The organism is Grimontia sp. THUN1695 (assembly GCF_059704325.2).
Genome location: NZ_AP046577.1, coordinates 1,274,085 through 1,289,854, shown reverse-complemented (window position 1 = coordinate 1,289,854; position 15,770 = coordinate 1,274,085). Strand labels below are relative to the sequence as shown.

General features: G+C 46.4%; 11 protein-coding genes. 4 read left to right on the top strand and 7 right to left on the bottom strand.

From position 1 onward, the window contains the following. Positions 1–119 precede the first annotated feature (119 nt). Both AC6IB1_RS09370 and pepN read right to left on the bottom strand, forming a co-directional pair. A complete protein-coding gene (locus AC6IB1_RS09370; RefSeq protein WP_005505438.1) occupies positions 120–347 on the bottom strand; it encodes a DUF2835 domain-containing protein in 228 nt (75 codons plus the stop codon). A 68-nt stretch (positions 348–415) separates the two neighbouring features. Then, the gene (pepN, locus tag AC6IB1_RS09365; RefSeq protein WP_497568797.1) at positions 416–3,025 is read right to left on the bottom strand and encodes an aminopeptidase N; all 2,610 of its coding nucleotides are present in this window, start codon (positions 3,023–3,025) and stop codon (positions 416–418) included. Positions 3,026–3,462: 437 nt separating this feature from the next. Between pepN and pncB the strand changes: the two genes are divergently transcribed. Beyond that, the gene (pncB, locus tag AC6IB1_RS09360; RefSeq protein ID WP_497569123.1) at positions 3,463–4,623 is read left to right on the top strand and encodes a nicotinate phosphoribosyltransferase; all 1,161 of its coding nucleotides are present in this window, start codon (positions 3,463–3,465) and stop codon (positions 4,621–4,623) included. 111 nt (positions 4,624–4,734) lie between these two features. On the opposite strand, the gene AC6IB1_RS09355 is transcribed toward pncB, so the two are convergent. From AC6IB1_RS09355 to msrC, 4 genes are all read right to left on the bottom strand, one after another. Further along, positions 4,735–5,400, bottom strand: coding sequence for a hypothetical protein (locus AC6IB1_RS09355; protein WP_497568796.1), 666 nt, complete (start codon positions 5,398–5,400; stop codon positions 4,735–4,737). A 252-nt stretch (positions 5,401–5,652) separates the two neighbouring features. Continuing rightward, complete coding sequence (prc, locus tag AC6IB1_RS09350) at positions 5,653–7,656, bottom strand: carboxy terminal-processing peptidase (RefSeq protein ID WP_497568795.1); 2,004 nt, start codon at positions 7,654–7,656, stop codon at positions 5,653–5,655. A 17-nt stretch (positions 7,657–7,673) separates the two neighbouring features. Continuing rightward, positions 7,674–8,330: an RNA chaperone ProQ gene (gene proQ / locus AC6IB1_RS09345; protein WP_497568794.1), complete on the bottom strand. Its 657-nt coding sequence runs from the start codon at positions 8,328–8,330 to the stop codon at positions 7,674–7,676. A gap of 114 nt (positions 8,331–8,444) precedes the next feature. After that, complete coding sequence (msrC, locus tag AC6IB1_RS09340; RefSeq protein ID WP_497568793.1) at positions 8,445–8,903, bottom strand: free L-methionine (R)-S-oxide reductase MsrC; 459 nt, start codon at positions 8,901–8,903, stop codon at positions 8,445–8,447. A 270-nt stretch (positions 8,904–9,173) separates the two neighbouring features. On the opposite strand from msrC, the gene AC6IB1_RS09335 reads away from it, so the two are divergent. The 3 genes from AC6IB1_RS09335 to rsmF all read left to right on the top strand — a co-directional run bounded on the left by AC6IB1_RS09335 (position 9,174) and on the right by rsmF (position 14,556). Beyond that, positions 9,174–10,382 (top strand): PqiA/YebS family transporter subunit, encoded by a 1,209-nt coding sequence (locus AC6IB1_RS09335; RefSeq protein WP_497568792.1) that lies wholly within the window; start codon positions 9,174–9,176, stop codon positions 10,380–10,382. Then, positions 10,375–12,999 carry a PqiB family protein gene (locus AC6IB1_RS09330; RefSeq protein ID WP_497568791.1) on the top strand — a complete coding sequence of 875 codons (2,625 nt, stop codon included), beginning with the start codon at positions 10,375–10,377 and terminating at the stop codon, positions 12,997–12,999. Before AC6IB1_RS09335 ends, AC6IB1_RS09330 begins: the two co-directional genes overlap by 8 nt. A gap of 126 nt (positions 13,000–13,125) precedes the next feature. Next, positions 13,126–14,556 carry a 16S rRNA (cytosine(1407)-C(5))-methyltransferase RsmF gene (gene rsmF / locus AC6IB1_RS09325; protein ID WP_497568790.1) on the top strand — a complete coding sequence of 477 codons (1,431 nt, stop codon included), beginning with the start codon at positions 13,126–13,128 and terminating at the stop codon, positions 14,554–14,556. 238 nt (positions 14,557–14,794) lie between these two features. Here the strand turns inward: rsmF and AC6IB1_RS09320 are convergent, their stop codons facing one another. Further along, positions 14,795–15,631, bottom strand: coding sequence for a CvfB family protein (locus AC6IB1_RS09320; RefSeq protein WP_497568789.1), 837 nt, complete (start codon positions 15,629–15,631; stop codon positions 14,795–14,797). Between the last annotated feature and the right edge of the window lie 139 nt (positions 15,632–15,770).

Below are 15,770 nucleotides of genomic sequence, written 5' to 3'. Positions count from 1 at the left end.
GTATAGAGGTTAATTAGTCTTTGCGACTCATGGAGTAGTTTATGGTGTCCTTTATAAATTTGTTACATCAAAATTCGTTAATTTGATTCGATTTTTGAGTTATGTGATTGCCGTACGGTTTAACCTATTTTTTCAAGGGATTTAAACCGATTGTTTTCATCAACCATCAGGCGAAATCGTCCTTTTACACCCAGTTGACTGAGGAATGGACGCAGTCTGGATGCGGGCAGTTGTAGGGTTAACCCATTGTCCGTTCTTACAATGACCGTCGACGCCGCGCCACTGTAGTGTTGCAGGAAGAGATGGTAATCAATATCGACTGAAAATAAATAGACTCTCATTTTCATAAAAAAAGCCGTCTTCTTTTAGACGGCTTTTAAATTACCTAATCGGCATTATTTCGCAAGCATGCAGTTTACACTTCCAGCGCTTTGTTGATTTTCTCGAAAAGATCTTTCGCAAGATTATCCAACGACGCTAAATGCTCAAGTTGATCACGCATGAGTTTCTGGCGATCTTGATCAAAGCGTTTAAATTTCAGCAGTGGATCGATCAACCGTGAAGCCACTTGCGGGTTCGATTCATTCAGTGTTAACAGTATTTCTGTCAGGAAAGCATAACCAGAACCGTCTTTGGCATGGAAATGCACAGGGTTGTTATTACAGAATGACCCCACCAGTGAACGTGTGCGGTTTGGGTTTTTCAAGCTGAATGCCGGGTGAGACATCTGCGCTTTCAGGTTTTCCAGTGCATTGGCTGCCGGGTTGCAGCCTTGCAGTGCAAACCATTTGTCCATCACCAAGCCATCATGCTGCCACTTGTCACTGAACTGTTTCATCAGGCTATCGCGATTCGGTAGTTCTGCATGGTTCGCAGCTGCAAGCGCCGCCGCGGTGTCCGTCATGTTGTTTGACTCTGCATAATGTGCAGACACCAGCGCTTCCCCTCCCTGAAGTAAGGCAAGGTAACCCAGACAGACATTACGCAAGGCACGTTTACCGATAGCGGCGTGTTCAATACTGTAACTGTCTTGTTTCAGGGTATGGTACAACGCACTCAATTCGTCCGCTAATGCCGTTGCCAGGCGCAGCTTAATGGCATTGCGTACTTTATTGATGGCATCCACATCGACGATGTCGAACCAACCACCAATTTCGTTTTCACTTGGCAGTGTCAGCACTTCGGCAATCAGGGCAACATCCAAGTCTTTGTTGAGCAACACTCCACGAAACGCGTCAACAACATCGTCAGGGAATTCAACCTCTTTACCCTGCTGCACACGTGCCACATTCGCTTTGATGTGTTTCGCCAGCAACATCTGCCCTGCGTCCCAACGTGCAAACTCGTTTCGCGCATAAACCATCAGGAATGCCAACTCTTCATCGCTGTAATCAACGTTGAGTTTCACCGGCGCGGAGAATTCACGCAACATAGAAACAACGGGCTTTTCCGGCACATTGTCAAACACGAATGCTTGCTCTGCGTCAGTGACATGCAGGACGTTATCAATCACCTTTCCGTTACGGCGTAACTCGATAACCTCACCTTTCGCATCGTACAGTTCAATATCAAAAGGAATCAAAAGAGACTGTTTCTCTTTCTGGTCTGCTGTTGGTGGGGTGTGCTGCTTCACTGTCAGCGCGAAAGTCTTTTCGCTTTCATTGTATTCACTGGAGACATCCAAAACAGGCGTACCAGACTGGCTGTACCATAAACGGAACTGACCCAAATCGATGCCCGACGCATCTTCCATCGCCTTCACGAAATCTTCACAGGTCGCTGCGGTACCGTCATGGCGTTCAAAATAAAGTTTCATACCTTTCTGGAAGTTGGCTTCACCCAGCAAGGTATGCATCATCCGAATCACTTCGCTGCCCTTTTCGTACACAGTCAAGGTGTAGAAGTTATTCATCTCGATCACTTTTTCAGGGCGGATCGGATGCGCCATTGGGCTGCAGTCTTCAGCAAATTGTGGACCACGCATAACGCGGACATTATTGATGCGATTAACAGCACGGGAACCAAGGTCTGAAGAAAACTCCTGATCACGGAACACTGTCAGGCCTTCTTTGAGACTGAGCTGGAACCAATCGCGACAGGTGACACGGTTACCGGTCCAGTTATGAAAGTATTCATGACCGATAACAGATTCAATACCGAGATAATCAGTATCCGTCGCAGTTTCAGAGTTGGCCAGAACATACTTGGAGTTAAAGACATTCAGACCTTTGTTTTCCATTGCTCCCATATTGAAGAAATCGACGGCAACGATCATGTAAATATCGAGGTCGTACTCAAGATCAAAACGCTCCTCATCCCACTGCATAGCGTTTTTCAGGGATGCCATGGCATGGCTTGCCCGATCTAGGTTGCCTTTATCAACGAAGATTTCCAGTGCCACCTTTCGGCCACTTCGGGTTGTAAACGTATCTTCAAGCAAATCAAAGTCACCCGCCACCAATGCAAACAGGTAACTGGGTTTGGCGAAAGGATCTTCCCATTGAACCCAATGGCGGCCATTTTCCAACTCGCCCTGCCCGATTTTGTTACCGTTGCTCAGCAAAAACGGGAATGCAGACTTATCAGCAGTAATCTTGGTGGTAAATGTTGCCAGTACGTCAGGGCGATCCAGATAATACGTAATACGTCGGAAACCCTCGGCCTCACACTGGGTACAATATGCACCGTCTGAAAGGTAAAGGCCTTCAAGTGATGTGTTTGCTGAAGGATCAATCTCTGTCTCGATCAGCAGCTCAAAGGTTGCTGGTAGTTTCGAAAGCAAAAGTCCTTCTTTGCTCTCTTCATAATGTGACCAGCTTTCACCATTGATTTCTATGCGTTTCAGTGTCAGCCCTTCACCGTCTAACACCATCGAATCTGCACCGGCAACCTGCTGAGACACCCGGCTTTTTGCGATTACGCGCGTCTGAGACTCATGTAAATCAAAATCCAGGTCGATATGGGTTATCGTAAATTCAGGGGCCTTATAATCTTTACGGTATTTGGCCTGAGGTTGTTGCGTCATGTCAGATTCCTTGTATTGCATAGCGTAATCAGACGGTTGGGGCAAAACCGAACTCGCCATCTGTTATAAAAATAGAATAATCGTCTAAGATACTCGCTTCATACTCGCTTTGCCATATGACGATTGTTTAAATGACAATCACTCTACCCACAACGATTAATCAGAGTCAGAGAAAGCCTACCGTCAACGTCAAAGATGAGCTCCCTGCGCGCACTGTTTACATTACGTTAGGTCACACTAAAAACGGAAAAGCCATAAGGCAATGGCTGTAAAGTGCCGGTTTCACGCACAATAACACCTGAAAAGCCTCAATCAGGTTGACTCAACAACGCCATTTGACGTTAAATTTGCTCCCTTGATCCCAAATCAGTGCACTGTCGCTTGGGAAAGCAATGAACGTTCAAACAAAACCCGACTCAAAAGGTTATTTATCAGGCATGCTTACTCCAATCATTTCGTCATTATTAGACACGGATGCCTACAAACTGAATATGCAGCAAGCAATTTTCCATCACTACCCTGATGTGAAAGTTTCGGCTGAATTTCATTGCAGAAGCGATGAAAGCCTTGTTTCGCTTAAAGAACGTTTAGCATTTGAAATCCAAGCTTTGGCGAAATTACGTTTCACCGAAGAAGAACTGGCTTACCTGCGTAGCCTTGGTCACTATCAAGATGACTACCTGGCATTTCTGCGTACTTTCTCACTAAACGCGGATCACGTCTCTGTTTCCATTCAGGACAACCAACTGGCAATTCATATCGACGGACGCTGGATTGATATCATCCTGTGGGAAGTGCCTCTTTTATCCATCATCTGTGAGTTACGCTGTCACGCAAAATACCCTAATTCAACACCTGAACAAGCCGTTGAATTACTCAAGAAGAAACTTTTGGCATTAGACAGTGTGAATGAAGACTTCCAGTTTGTGGATTTCGGCACACGCCGCCGCTTCTCTAAAGATGTTCACTATGCGATTGTGGAACACTTGGCGAACCACTGTTCTCACTTTTCGGGAACATCAAACCTGTTTCTGGCCAGAAAACATGGTATTCCCGCTGTCGGCACACAAGCACATGAGTGGTTTCAGGCTCACCAGCAGTTGGCCGGCGATCTAGCCGACTCCCAACAGCTCGCCCTGAACCGTTGGTTGCAGGAGTACCCAGACAGGCTGGGCATAGCCCTCACTGACTGCATTAATATGGACGCCTTCCTCAAGGACTTTAACCTTAACCTGAGTCAGAAATTTACCGGCCTTCGTCATGATAGCGGTGATCCTATTGAATGGGGTGAAAAAGCAATTCGCCACTATGAGAGCCTTGCTATCGATCCGCTCGAGAAAACACTGATTTTCTCAGACGGATTAACACTGGAAAAAGCACTGGCAATTTATAGCCATTTTACCGGACGCATAAACACGTCGTTTGGTATTGGCACCCAGTTAACCTGCCACCTTCCTGGCGTAGAGACACTCAACATTGTGATTAAACTGGTCACCTGTAATGGCAAACCTGTTGCTAAGATCTCTGACGAACCAGGTAAATCAATATGCCGGGACGCGTCTTACCTTGATGCACTGAAAAAAGCCTTCAACATTTGATGTCAGACAGATGAATCCTCAACCGTTCATCCGGTTTATATGATGCTGAATTGAAAAGACAAAGGGCGCCCAAGCGCCCTTCCTTATTTGTGTTCTATTTATTACTGACAGTTATGGCGCTTTCTGCCGCCTTAATACTGCTTCCATACCAAACTGGCTATTCGTGAGTGTCAGTGTGTCAGTGTCGAGCTGATACTGGGAATCTTGTTGACCACCACGGTAAATCAAAACCAAATGATCATCTTCAAGAAAGTAGACACCACGATGCGTCACGGATTGTCCCTCTGTGCCTGATACCCTTACTGAAAACAGAAAATCAGGGCGAAGCATCAACGCCAATTTACTCACATTTTCATCAACATCAAGCCCTTGAATCACATCGCTATACCAGGCACCTGAAAGGTTGTTGGGTAAGATTTTGGTAAAGCTTGCACCTCGAAGCATAAGTTGGTTGTGATTCAATTTATATTCATGGTGTTGGGTCTCACCTTGATCATCATTGAGCATCAGAGTCCTGTCATCCAAATCATAGAAGCCTCTCGCCTCCTCGACCGAACCATCACGCTTCAAAAGTTTCACATTAAAACGATATGCCGAATCAAAAGAAATCGTAATGGCTTTATATTGATTGTCAGCACCTTCTGCATCTTGCTGGTCAGGGCTAAACCAATACCAATCACCAAGCAATAGAGGAAAGTCGAATTGAGTCAGATCTGTTGCCTTAACAGGCAAAGATAAAGAGAAAAACAGGGTTAACAGGCTTATCCATTTTTTCATAGGCATCTCCCTTCGGTCTGTTCTTATAATTTTAGACACATATCACAATAACGCCCGGGGAGTATGATATTTTTAGCACATCGATGCTTACCACAACCTATTTATCCATTCGCTTCACACAGAGAAATGACACTTTAACGCAATACAGTTGTTCTATACCCAAGCAACCTGAATTCGAGCATCTTCAGGTTGCTTGGGTATAATAGTAAAAAAGCGGGCATTTGCCCGCTTCGTGTATCAATGGATTTGAAATTAACTGTTTAGCTTTTTCGCCAGATCCAAAGTAATCGCTGCTGCTTCATCAAGATAAGCATCCGGTTCTTCATAATCATTAGGTACATCATCTAACGATTTGAACGGTTTCTTACCCAGCATTTTCTGGCGGTCATTCAACCTAGCCAGGCGTTTTTTATCCGCATCTTGTTGCTCAGAAATACGTATTTTCTCACTCAGGGAGATAACATTCTTGTCTTTCTCAGCTTTATATTCAGCAATATCACTTAAGATAAAACCAAACTCCGCATCATTCTTGATGCGTTGCTGGTGGTTTTGATCCAGTGCAGGCACAATTTTCTTTAACGTGTCGCTGGATTGATAAGCGGCAGGGCTAATGCTATCCCAAGGCAGTGCATTATCTTCGACACTTTCCCCTGTTTCTGACGGATCGACCGCTGTTGGGAAAGCAATGTCTGGCACCACACCAAGGTGCTGTGTACTGCCACCATCTATCCGATAGAACTTCTGAATCGTGTATTGAACATGACCCAAAGGTTTATCAAACAAATCGTAGATATGGTTGAGAGAGCGATGTTGCTGCACTGTCCCTTTACCAAACGACTGCTCACCAAGAATGACGGCACGACCGTAATCTTGAAGCGCTGCCGCAAAAATTTCTGATGCTGAAGCTGAGTATCGGTTAATCAGTACTGTTAATGGGCCCTTGTAAGAAACCGCATTGTCGCTGTCGCTGTTAACTTTTACCCGACCATAACTGTCACGTACCTGCACCACCGGGCCATTTTCAATAAACAGCCCCGTCAGTGCAGACGCTTCACTCAATGCTCCACCGCCATTATTACGAAGATCCATAACAATACCGGCGACTTTATCGGCTTTGAGTTTGGCGATTTCTTTCTTGGTGTCTTCCGCAAGACCAACATAGAAACTCGGCACAGAAATTACACCTATCTTGTCTTTACCCTGCTGAATCACTTCGGATTTCACGGCACGATCTTCCAAGCGAATTTTATCACGCACGAGTGTGACAGTGTAACTCTTGGCATTCGCCCCGTCAGGCAGGATCTGAAGCAATACTTTACTGCCTTTAGGTCCTTTGATCAGCTGAACAACGTCATCAAGACGCCAGCCAATCACATCAACGACTTTTTCCTTATCCTGGCCCACACCGATAATCCGGTCACCTGGAGAAAGCTTTTTAGATTTTGATGCAGGGCCACCAGCAACCAGTGAGCGAATAACAGTAAAGTCATCTTCCGCCTGAAGCACGGCACCGATACCTTCCAGTGAAAGGTTCATTTCCGACTGAAATTGCTCAGCATTACGAGGAGAAAGATAACTGGTGTGCGGATCTACTTCCCTGGCAAATGCGTTCAGGTAAATCTGGAAAACGTCCTCACTTTTGGTTTGTGTCAGACGCTTCAGTGCACTGTTATAACGCTTTGACAAGGTTTCCTTAATCTCTGGCCAGGTTTTTCCTGCCAATTTCAAGTTTAGTGCGTCGTTTTTAACGCGTTGGCGCCAAAGTTCATTGAGTTCAGCGTCGTCCTTTGCCCAAGGGAGTTCGCTGCGATCAATCACCATTTCTTCGTTTTCATCGAACGTGATCTCGTTGTCCAATAACGTCAGTGCGTATTTGTAACGTTCAAACCGACTACGAAGAGACACATTGAAGATATCGTAGGCCGCAGACGTATCACCTGAGCGCAGTTGTTCATCTAAACTCAATCGCCATTTAGATAATGCATTCACCTCTTTCTGGGTCAGGAAAAGACGGTTAAAGTCGAGTGTTTCGAGATAACGGTCAAATACGGCGGCGGAGAACTCATCATCCAATTGGAATTGTTTGTAATGTGACTTCTCAAAACGACGGGTAATACGCTTGCTGGCAGTTTCATGCTGGGGTTCAGAAACCAAAGTAGGCAAGTCAGCAGCGTTGTAATTGGCCTCAAGGGCATGGGCGGATGCCGCCAGCAAAAAGCTGGCAGCAATCGCGGAAAAGCGAAATCGACAAATCATGCGTCGAGGGATCTCCTTTACGAGCTGAGGTGCTCCGCTTTTACCAGCATGGTCAGGCCATTACTTAGACGGACACGGACCTCGTCCTTGTTGAGTTCTACAATGGTGGCAGCCATATTGCCATTACCCATATTAACGTTGACATCTTTACCTACGACAATGTCTTCAGCCTTGAGTTCGCGACGCGGCTCAGCAGGCTTCTTCTCTAGCTTAGTATTTTTTGATTTTGCTGGTCGAGGTTTTGATGGATTAGCTGTTGATTTATTTGATTTTGGTGCTTTTTGGGCTTTCGCATCACCTTTTTTATCACCACTTTTCGCCGCTTGCTCCTTACGACGTTCTGCTGCGCGCGCTTTGCTCTCTGCCAAAGCCGTTTGGGCGTGGTCAATATGTTCTTGCTCAAGCTCGCCACAATCGTTTCCGTCCAGATCGATACGAACTGCACCTGCTTTCACGCCGTAGAGGTAACGCCAGGAAGAGGTATATTGACGCAACGCAGCACGGAGTTGAGTTTTACTTACTTTCGGGTCATCAGCAAGACGCTCTGCCAAGTCTTGGAAAATGCCGATTTTTAGAGGACGAGCCTCCCCTTCAAGAGTAAAGCATTGCGGGAAACGTTCAGCGATATAGGCAATGACTTGTTTGCTGTTGGCCAGTTTTTCAGTGTTTTCCATTTTTCTTCCTGTCTCATTGCTCAATAGCGGCAATAGAGAGTGTGTACAAGTTAACAAATTAAGTGCTGCGTATTATAGATACCTGTGCTTGAAAAACCACAGAGAAGCTTCAATTTAGAGGTGTTTTTGCAATTCACTGACCAATAAAGTGAGTCCGGTTTCATCCTCTTGATCAAATCTTGCTTTTTTTGGCGAATCTATATCCAATACACCGATGCATTTTTCGCCTTGGTACAAGGGTGAAACAATTTCTGAGTTGCTCGCTGCATCACATACGATATGGTCATCGAAAAGATGAACGTCTTCGACACGTTCAATCCTACGGTTAGAAAAAGCACGTCCGCATACCCCGCGCCCATAAGGGATCCTCACACAAGCAGGTTTCCCCTGAAAGGGCCCCAGAACGAGTTCGCTGCCATCATCAAGATAAAATCCAGCCCAGTTAATGTCGTCAACCGACTGAAACAAAAGCGCACTGATGTTTGACAGGTTTGCGATAAGGTTGGGTTCATTCTGGATGAGAGAAACCGCCTGGCGGGTGAGAAGAGAATAAAAATCCGCTTTGTTTTCCATATTGATACGACGCCCTAAATTTTCTGACTCTCTACGATAGGCAAAATGGGCAACCTATTCAATCATGGCATTGACCGTTTCCTCCCCTTTTGGTGGCACTCAAGAATAAAAATCACGTGCCCTACACTAATGAATTGATTAAGATGCCTATTTGTTGAAGTGATTCACTCTGGCTTCTTTCCGTCATCTCTGCACGTGAAAAAGCTGTAGGTTCCTACGGATTGGATATATACCAAAACCACCATGCTTATATAAGAGGAAAGATCTGCTATGCATGTGCTGAAATGTACGTCATGCGATCTGTTGGTACACGTCGTACCTGTCGCAAGAGGTTTCTGTGCACGCTGTCCATCCTGTGGCACCCGTGTTATCAAGAACTCTTCGATCAGCCTGTCTGGTGAACTGGCGCTCGCGTTAGCTGCTTTGGTTCTGTTTTTTCCTGCCCAGTTTTACGCGCTGGTCTCGATTGAGCTGCTAGGTGTACCATTATCAACGACGGTAACAAGTGGCAGTGTTATCCTGTTGGAAAGTTTTCCTTTTGTTGGTGCATTGGTCATTTTTTGCGTCGCTGTGGCTCCCCTGCTGTACTTGCTCACTATTCTTGTATCCAATATTTCAGTCTCATTCAGGAATGCCCGGATTCTGTACTACAGTTCATCAGTTTTAAAGGTCATCCGCCACTGGGTAATGGTTGATGTTTTTCTGGTCAGCCTAGCCGTTGGGTGTTTTAAAGTTCAGGATTTTGCGGACATCAGCGTTGATGCAGGCTTACTGAGCTTTGTGTTGCTACAGGTGTTAACAGCCGTATTGCTGTCAAGGGTTTCGCCTAAACGGTATTGGGACGCAATGGGCGAGAGCCAAAACCAGCGTGATGAAAATGAGGAAGCCCCTCTGGCCTCTGAGGCTCTGATTGGATGTAATCTTTGTGGACTCACGCAGTCGGCTCACCATCAACATTGCACCCGTTGCGGCAAGAAAGTAGAGCATAGGATATACCAAAGCCTTCAAAAAACCTGGGCGTCATTGCTCGCCGCCGTCGTGTTTATTTTTCCTGCCAACCTGTATCCGATTTCGATATTGCTGACAAACGGTAAAAGACTGGAAGACACCATTTTTTCCGGTGTCGCCTCTTTGATTAAACAAGGTATGTATGGCATTGCCATTATCATCTTTACGGCGAGTATAATTGTGCCTGTGATAAAAATAATATGCCTGGCGTACATCCTGCTTTGTATCCACTTTAAGGTGGAATCTGGCAGGAAGCTGCGTATGAAGCTGTACCGGTTTGTTAAATGGATTGGAAAATGGTCAATGATGGACCTTTGTGTTATCGCCATCATGGTGTCACTGATTGACCGTGGCAACCTTCTCGATTTTACACCAGGGCCTGGTGCCATCGCTTTTGGGCTCGTTGTGGTACTCACTATGATTGCTGCTGAAAGCCTGGATTCACGACTTATTTGGGATAAGTATGAGTAATGTTGAAGACTCTCGAGTCAACGATCCTGTCATTAAAAAAGATAGGAGCATTTCGCCACTTTGGATTTTCACCCTACTGGCTTTCGTCCTTGCAGGCTGGCTTCTCTATAAATCCGTCAATGAAGCCGGTAAGCGAATAGAAATTTTCTTTACCGATGCGCAAGGCATTGAGGCAGGCAGAACAACGATTCGTTATCAAGGTCTTGAAGTCGGTATCATCCGCAAAGTGACACTTTCTGATGATCTGAAAAGCATTTCTGCCGAAGCTGAAATCTACCCAGAAGCGAAGAAAATCCTTCGTGAGAATACGGTTTTCTGGGTGGTTCGTCCCCGAGCCTCTATCACTGGCATCAGTGGTCTTGATGCACTGGTGACGGGTAATTACATTGCAGTCCAACCCGGTACCGGCAATGAAAAAACGACGTTTGTTGCCGCTGAAGAACCACCTGTTGACGCATTTGGCGACGACGGTCTGCGTATCCAACTTCAAGCGCCTGATCTTGGCTCAATCAGTGTTGGCTCTGGGGTCTACTTTAAAAAGATCCGCGTCGGCGAAGTGATTGGTTATCGCTTAACGCCTGACAGCCAAAACGTGACACTGTCACTTAATATTAAAAATGAATATGCCAAATTGGTTACCAAACAAAGTAGATTCTGGAATGTGAGTGGCATTAAAGCCGACATTGGTTTAAGTGGTGTCGATGTGAGTATCGAAAACCTCGCGTCGGTGATTGCTGGTGGTATCGCATTTGACTCGCCAGAAGGTGGAGAAGCAGCTCAACCCTTGGAATTGTTTACGCTCTACCCCTCTATCAACGACACAGAGCGTGGTCTGCCAATCACGATAAAACTGCCGGAAGATCACGGCATTACCAACCCAGAATCGCCCATTCTCTATCAAGGATTAGAAATTGGCCGACTCAGCGGCATCCATTTCAACAAAGATTTCAGCGGAACCGAGGCGACAGCCAATATCAACCCTTCCATGGCCTGGCTGCTTAAATCTGACAGCGAGTTCCTGATTGAAAAGCCGCAAATATCATTAAACGGTGTAAAACGCCTTTCCAACCTCATTACCGGTAATACCCTCTCGATCAAACCCGGGAAAGGTGAAGAGGCAACAACCTTTACAGCCGTAACACACAACGCGCTAATTGAACAGGATCCACGTTCACTGATGGTAACGGTGTCGTCTGAAAGCAGCTGGGGATTGAAAGAAGGTACCAACGTCCTTTATCGCGGCGTTCAGGTTGGTTTTGTTAAAAACATCGTGCTCAGCAATAAAGACGTAAAAATGCAACTTGTTATCTCCCCCGACCATAAACATCTGGTTAAAGGCGGCTCACGCTTCTTTATTCTGGGAGGCGCAACGGGACAAATTAACGCCGAGGGTCTCGAGTTCAGCATTCCTACCGTCGCACAAATGATCGAACCGGCTATCAGCTTTACCAGCACCGGTGACGACAAGCCACTTACAGAATACCCTTTGTTCAAGTCTGACATTCAGGCGAGAAACGCCAAAGATGCCATCAAAGGTTACCAACGCTTCACCTTGATTGCCGACAAACTGCCTTCCGTGTCAGAAGGCAGCCCAGTGCTGTACAAGAATTTCACTGTCGGTAAGGTTGAAGGTTTTGAACTGGATAAAACCCGCGTAAAAGTCACCGTGCAGGTTGAAAACCGTTATCGCCATTTGATCACTGAAAACACCGTGTTCTGGAATCATTCAGGCGTTGAGATTGAAGCGGGTCTCAGTGGCGTTAAGATTGACACAGGCTCACTGAAGTCCATCGTTTCTGGTGGTATTTCCTTTGGTGATATTAAAGGCATCGAAAACCGTGCTGGATCAGACTGGAAACTCTATGACAGCTTTACTGATGCGCAAAGCTATGGACTGAAACTAACGTTTGATGCCGACGACGCGAGCGGCCTGACAATAGGCAGCAAAATCAAATATCAGGGTGTCAATGTCGGTGAGATAACAGAACTTTCCCCTGCTTTTCAGACCGATGGTGTGACAATCAGTGCAATGATTTACCCAGAATTTGCAGATCAACTGGCCCGTGCCACCAGCTATTTCTGGGTTACCAAACCCTCACTTAGCCTGACAAAAACCGAAAACCTTGATTCTCTTTTCGGCTCCTACATTTCTGTGGTGCCGGGAAAAGGCAACAAACGGCAGTCTTTCCAGCTGCATAAGTCCGCCGAATATGCGAGGGGCCTTTCACTGGTGCTGGAGAGCGAAAGCCGTGGTTCCGTGACTGTTGGCACCCCTATCCTGTTCAGGGATTTTGAAGTAGGCTCTGTCACAGGTGTCCGGTTGGGGCGTTTTGCTGACCGGGTGTTGATCGAAGTGAAGATCAGTGACGATTACAAACATCTGGTGCGCAACAATACCGTGTTTTGGAACCAGTCTGGTGTCGATGTATCTATTGGTATTACCGGTGCAAATATTCGCAGTGGGACACTGGACAGCATATTGAAAGGCGGCATTACCTTCGCCACTCCACCGGGTAATACACTGGCTAAGCCGGCCCGCTCTGACCAACACTTCCTGCTGCATAAAGCGCCCCAGGAAGAGTGGACGTCTTGGCGAACTGCCATCCCTTATTTTTAAATTCTACTTCGTAAGCGCGGGTTCCATTCCGCGCTTTTTCTTTCTCTACTTCCGTTCCCGCTGGTTTCCCGTCGTTATTTTTTTTACACTTCGGCATTACTTCAACACCATCAAGAGACCTTTCAGGTGCACCCAAACATTAAGATCCCGGCATCATTCTTAAACCAGATAGAACAGATCCTGCCTCCTCACCTTTCCATGAATGACTTTATCGAGGCTTGCAAACGTCCATTGCGACGCAGCATCCGCGTCAATACCCTAAAAATTTCCGTGGCGGATTTTCTTGAGCGCGCCAATGAGAAGGGCTGGAAACTTTCTCCGGTGCCTTGGTGTAGCACCGGTTTCTGGCTGGATGACTATGACGAGGATGTCGTGCCACTGGGTAATACGGCGGAGCACATGGCAGGACTTTTCTATATTCAGGAAGCAAGCTCCATGCTTCCTGTCACCGCCCTTCTTCAGAACACTACTGAGCTGAACTGCGTGCTGGACATGGCAGCCGCTCCAGGGTCAAAAACCACGCAAATAGCCGCGGCACTCAATAACAACGGTGTACTGGTCGCCAACGAGTATTCTGCAAGCCGGGTGAAAGTGTTGCATGCTAACCTGTTGCGGTGTGGTGTAGTGAATGCAGCGCTCACCAATTACGATGGCCGGGTATTCGGTAACTGGCTGCCTGAAACGTTTGATGCCGTATTGCTGGATGCCCCCTGCTCCGGTGAAGGCACCATACGCAAAGATGCAGATGCATTCAGCAACTGGAGTCTGGAATCGGTTCAGGAAATCGCACAAACCCAAAAAGATCTGATTGTCAGTGCATTCCATACCCTGAAGCCGGGCGGAATCATGGTGTATTCAACCTGCACACTCAACCATGAAGAAAACCAGCATATCTGCCACTACATCAAAGAAACCTTTGGTGATGCCGTAGAGTTCGAGCCGCTAAACGATTTGTTTGAGGGTGCTGAAGCGGCATGCACGGAAGAAGGATTCCTCCATGTCTTCCCGCAAATCTTCGACAGTGAAGGTTTCTTTGTTGCCAAACTTCGCAAAACAGCCAGTGTCGGCTCAGAAATGGTGATAAAACGTCCCCGGAAATTCCCTTTCCAAAAAGCATCAAGCAAGGATTCACAAGCCGTGTGCAAAGCGCTCGATGAAACGCTAGGCCTTCGTGTGCCCGCATCGTCCAATGTTTGGCTGCGAGATAAAGAAGTCTGGATATTTCCTGCTGCCATCGAGGCAATACTGCCCGAAATAAAATTCGACCGTATAGGCCTGAAACTCGCAGAAACCCACAAAAAAGGGTATCGCTGGCAACATGAAACCATTATGGCCTTGGCTAAAGGCTATGAGTCTACGTGCGTTGAACTGACAGTTGATGAAGCTAAAGAATGGTATATGGGACGTGATATTCGGCCACAAAACCCGCCGGGAACAGGAGAAGTTATCGTCTGCTACCGCAAGCAACCTATTGGTATTGGAAAATGGGTGGGAAACCGAATCAAAAATGGCCTTCCCAGAGAGTTAGTTAGGGACGTCAACCTTTTCGTTGAATAAACGTTGGTGGAATTCTCAACGATGAAACGTCACCAGAGCCTTGCACCAACTAGATTTAAAACGTTATAAATCTCCATTTAACCAGTTAGCGCAAGGCTCTTACGAGCCATTCCCCTAAGCCCGGAACAGGAATCGTTCCGGGCTCTTTTTATCTAACCCTTTCACTGTTTTTTGAGGCCATAAAAATAATAAAGGCCGCTGACGCGACCTTCCGGCTTCCACTATTACTAACCGGCAATTATTTAATGAGATAGATACCATCTTTCTCAATGCGGATGCGGCGTTCTTTATACAAGCCGCCGATTGTCTTCTTAAACGTCGCTTTACTGGTACGGAACAGCTCAAAAATCTGATCCGGGCTACTCTTGTCGCTGACAGGCAGAAAGCCGCCTTTGCGCTCAAGGGTACGAATCACTTTTTCAGCTAAATCATCAACTTTCCCCTTGCCCAGCTTTTGCAGGGACAGGTCAATCTTGCCATCTTCACGCACTTGCTTAATGTAAGCTTTGAGGTGTTTGCCAATAAACAGTTTGCCGAACACTTCTGACTTGAATAACAAACCGGAGTGAACGTCGTTCACTGCGCATTTATATCCCAATTCAGTTTCTTCCAGTACCGTGACATGCACCTGCTCGCCTTTCTTATAACGCGCGGGTGTTTTATCAAGGAACTTGTTGAATTTGGTCGTGCCCACAATACGGCCTGATGCATTGTCAACATACAGGTAAACCAGGTACTCTTTCCCTTCCTGCATCTTCACACGTTGCTCACTGAATGGAACCAGCAAGTCTTTCGGCAACCCCCAATTCAGGAAAGCGCCAACGCGCGTTGTGCTGATGCACTTTAACTTGGCAAACTGCCCTACCTGTGCGAGTGGCTTTTCCGTGGTTGCAATCACATCATCTTCTGAATCAAAGTAGATGAACACCTCAATTTCATCACCAACCAGCGTGCCTTTAGGGACATAGCGCTTTGGCAGCAAAATGTTGCCGTATTCGCGCCCTCCGTCCACAAACACGCCAAATTCAACGTCTTTTACTACAGTGAGGTGATTCAACTGACCGATTTTTATCATGGATGTATTGCTCTTTCGTTTTAACCAAGGCGCAGTATACGGGATTTATACCACGATGTTTGCAGTTATTTGAATGGAATAACGGCCGCGTCATTTTGCAACCAATTGATTTCCTTCCATCCGACGGGAAACATACCCA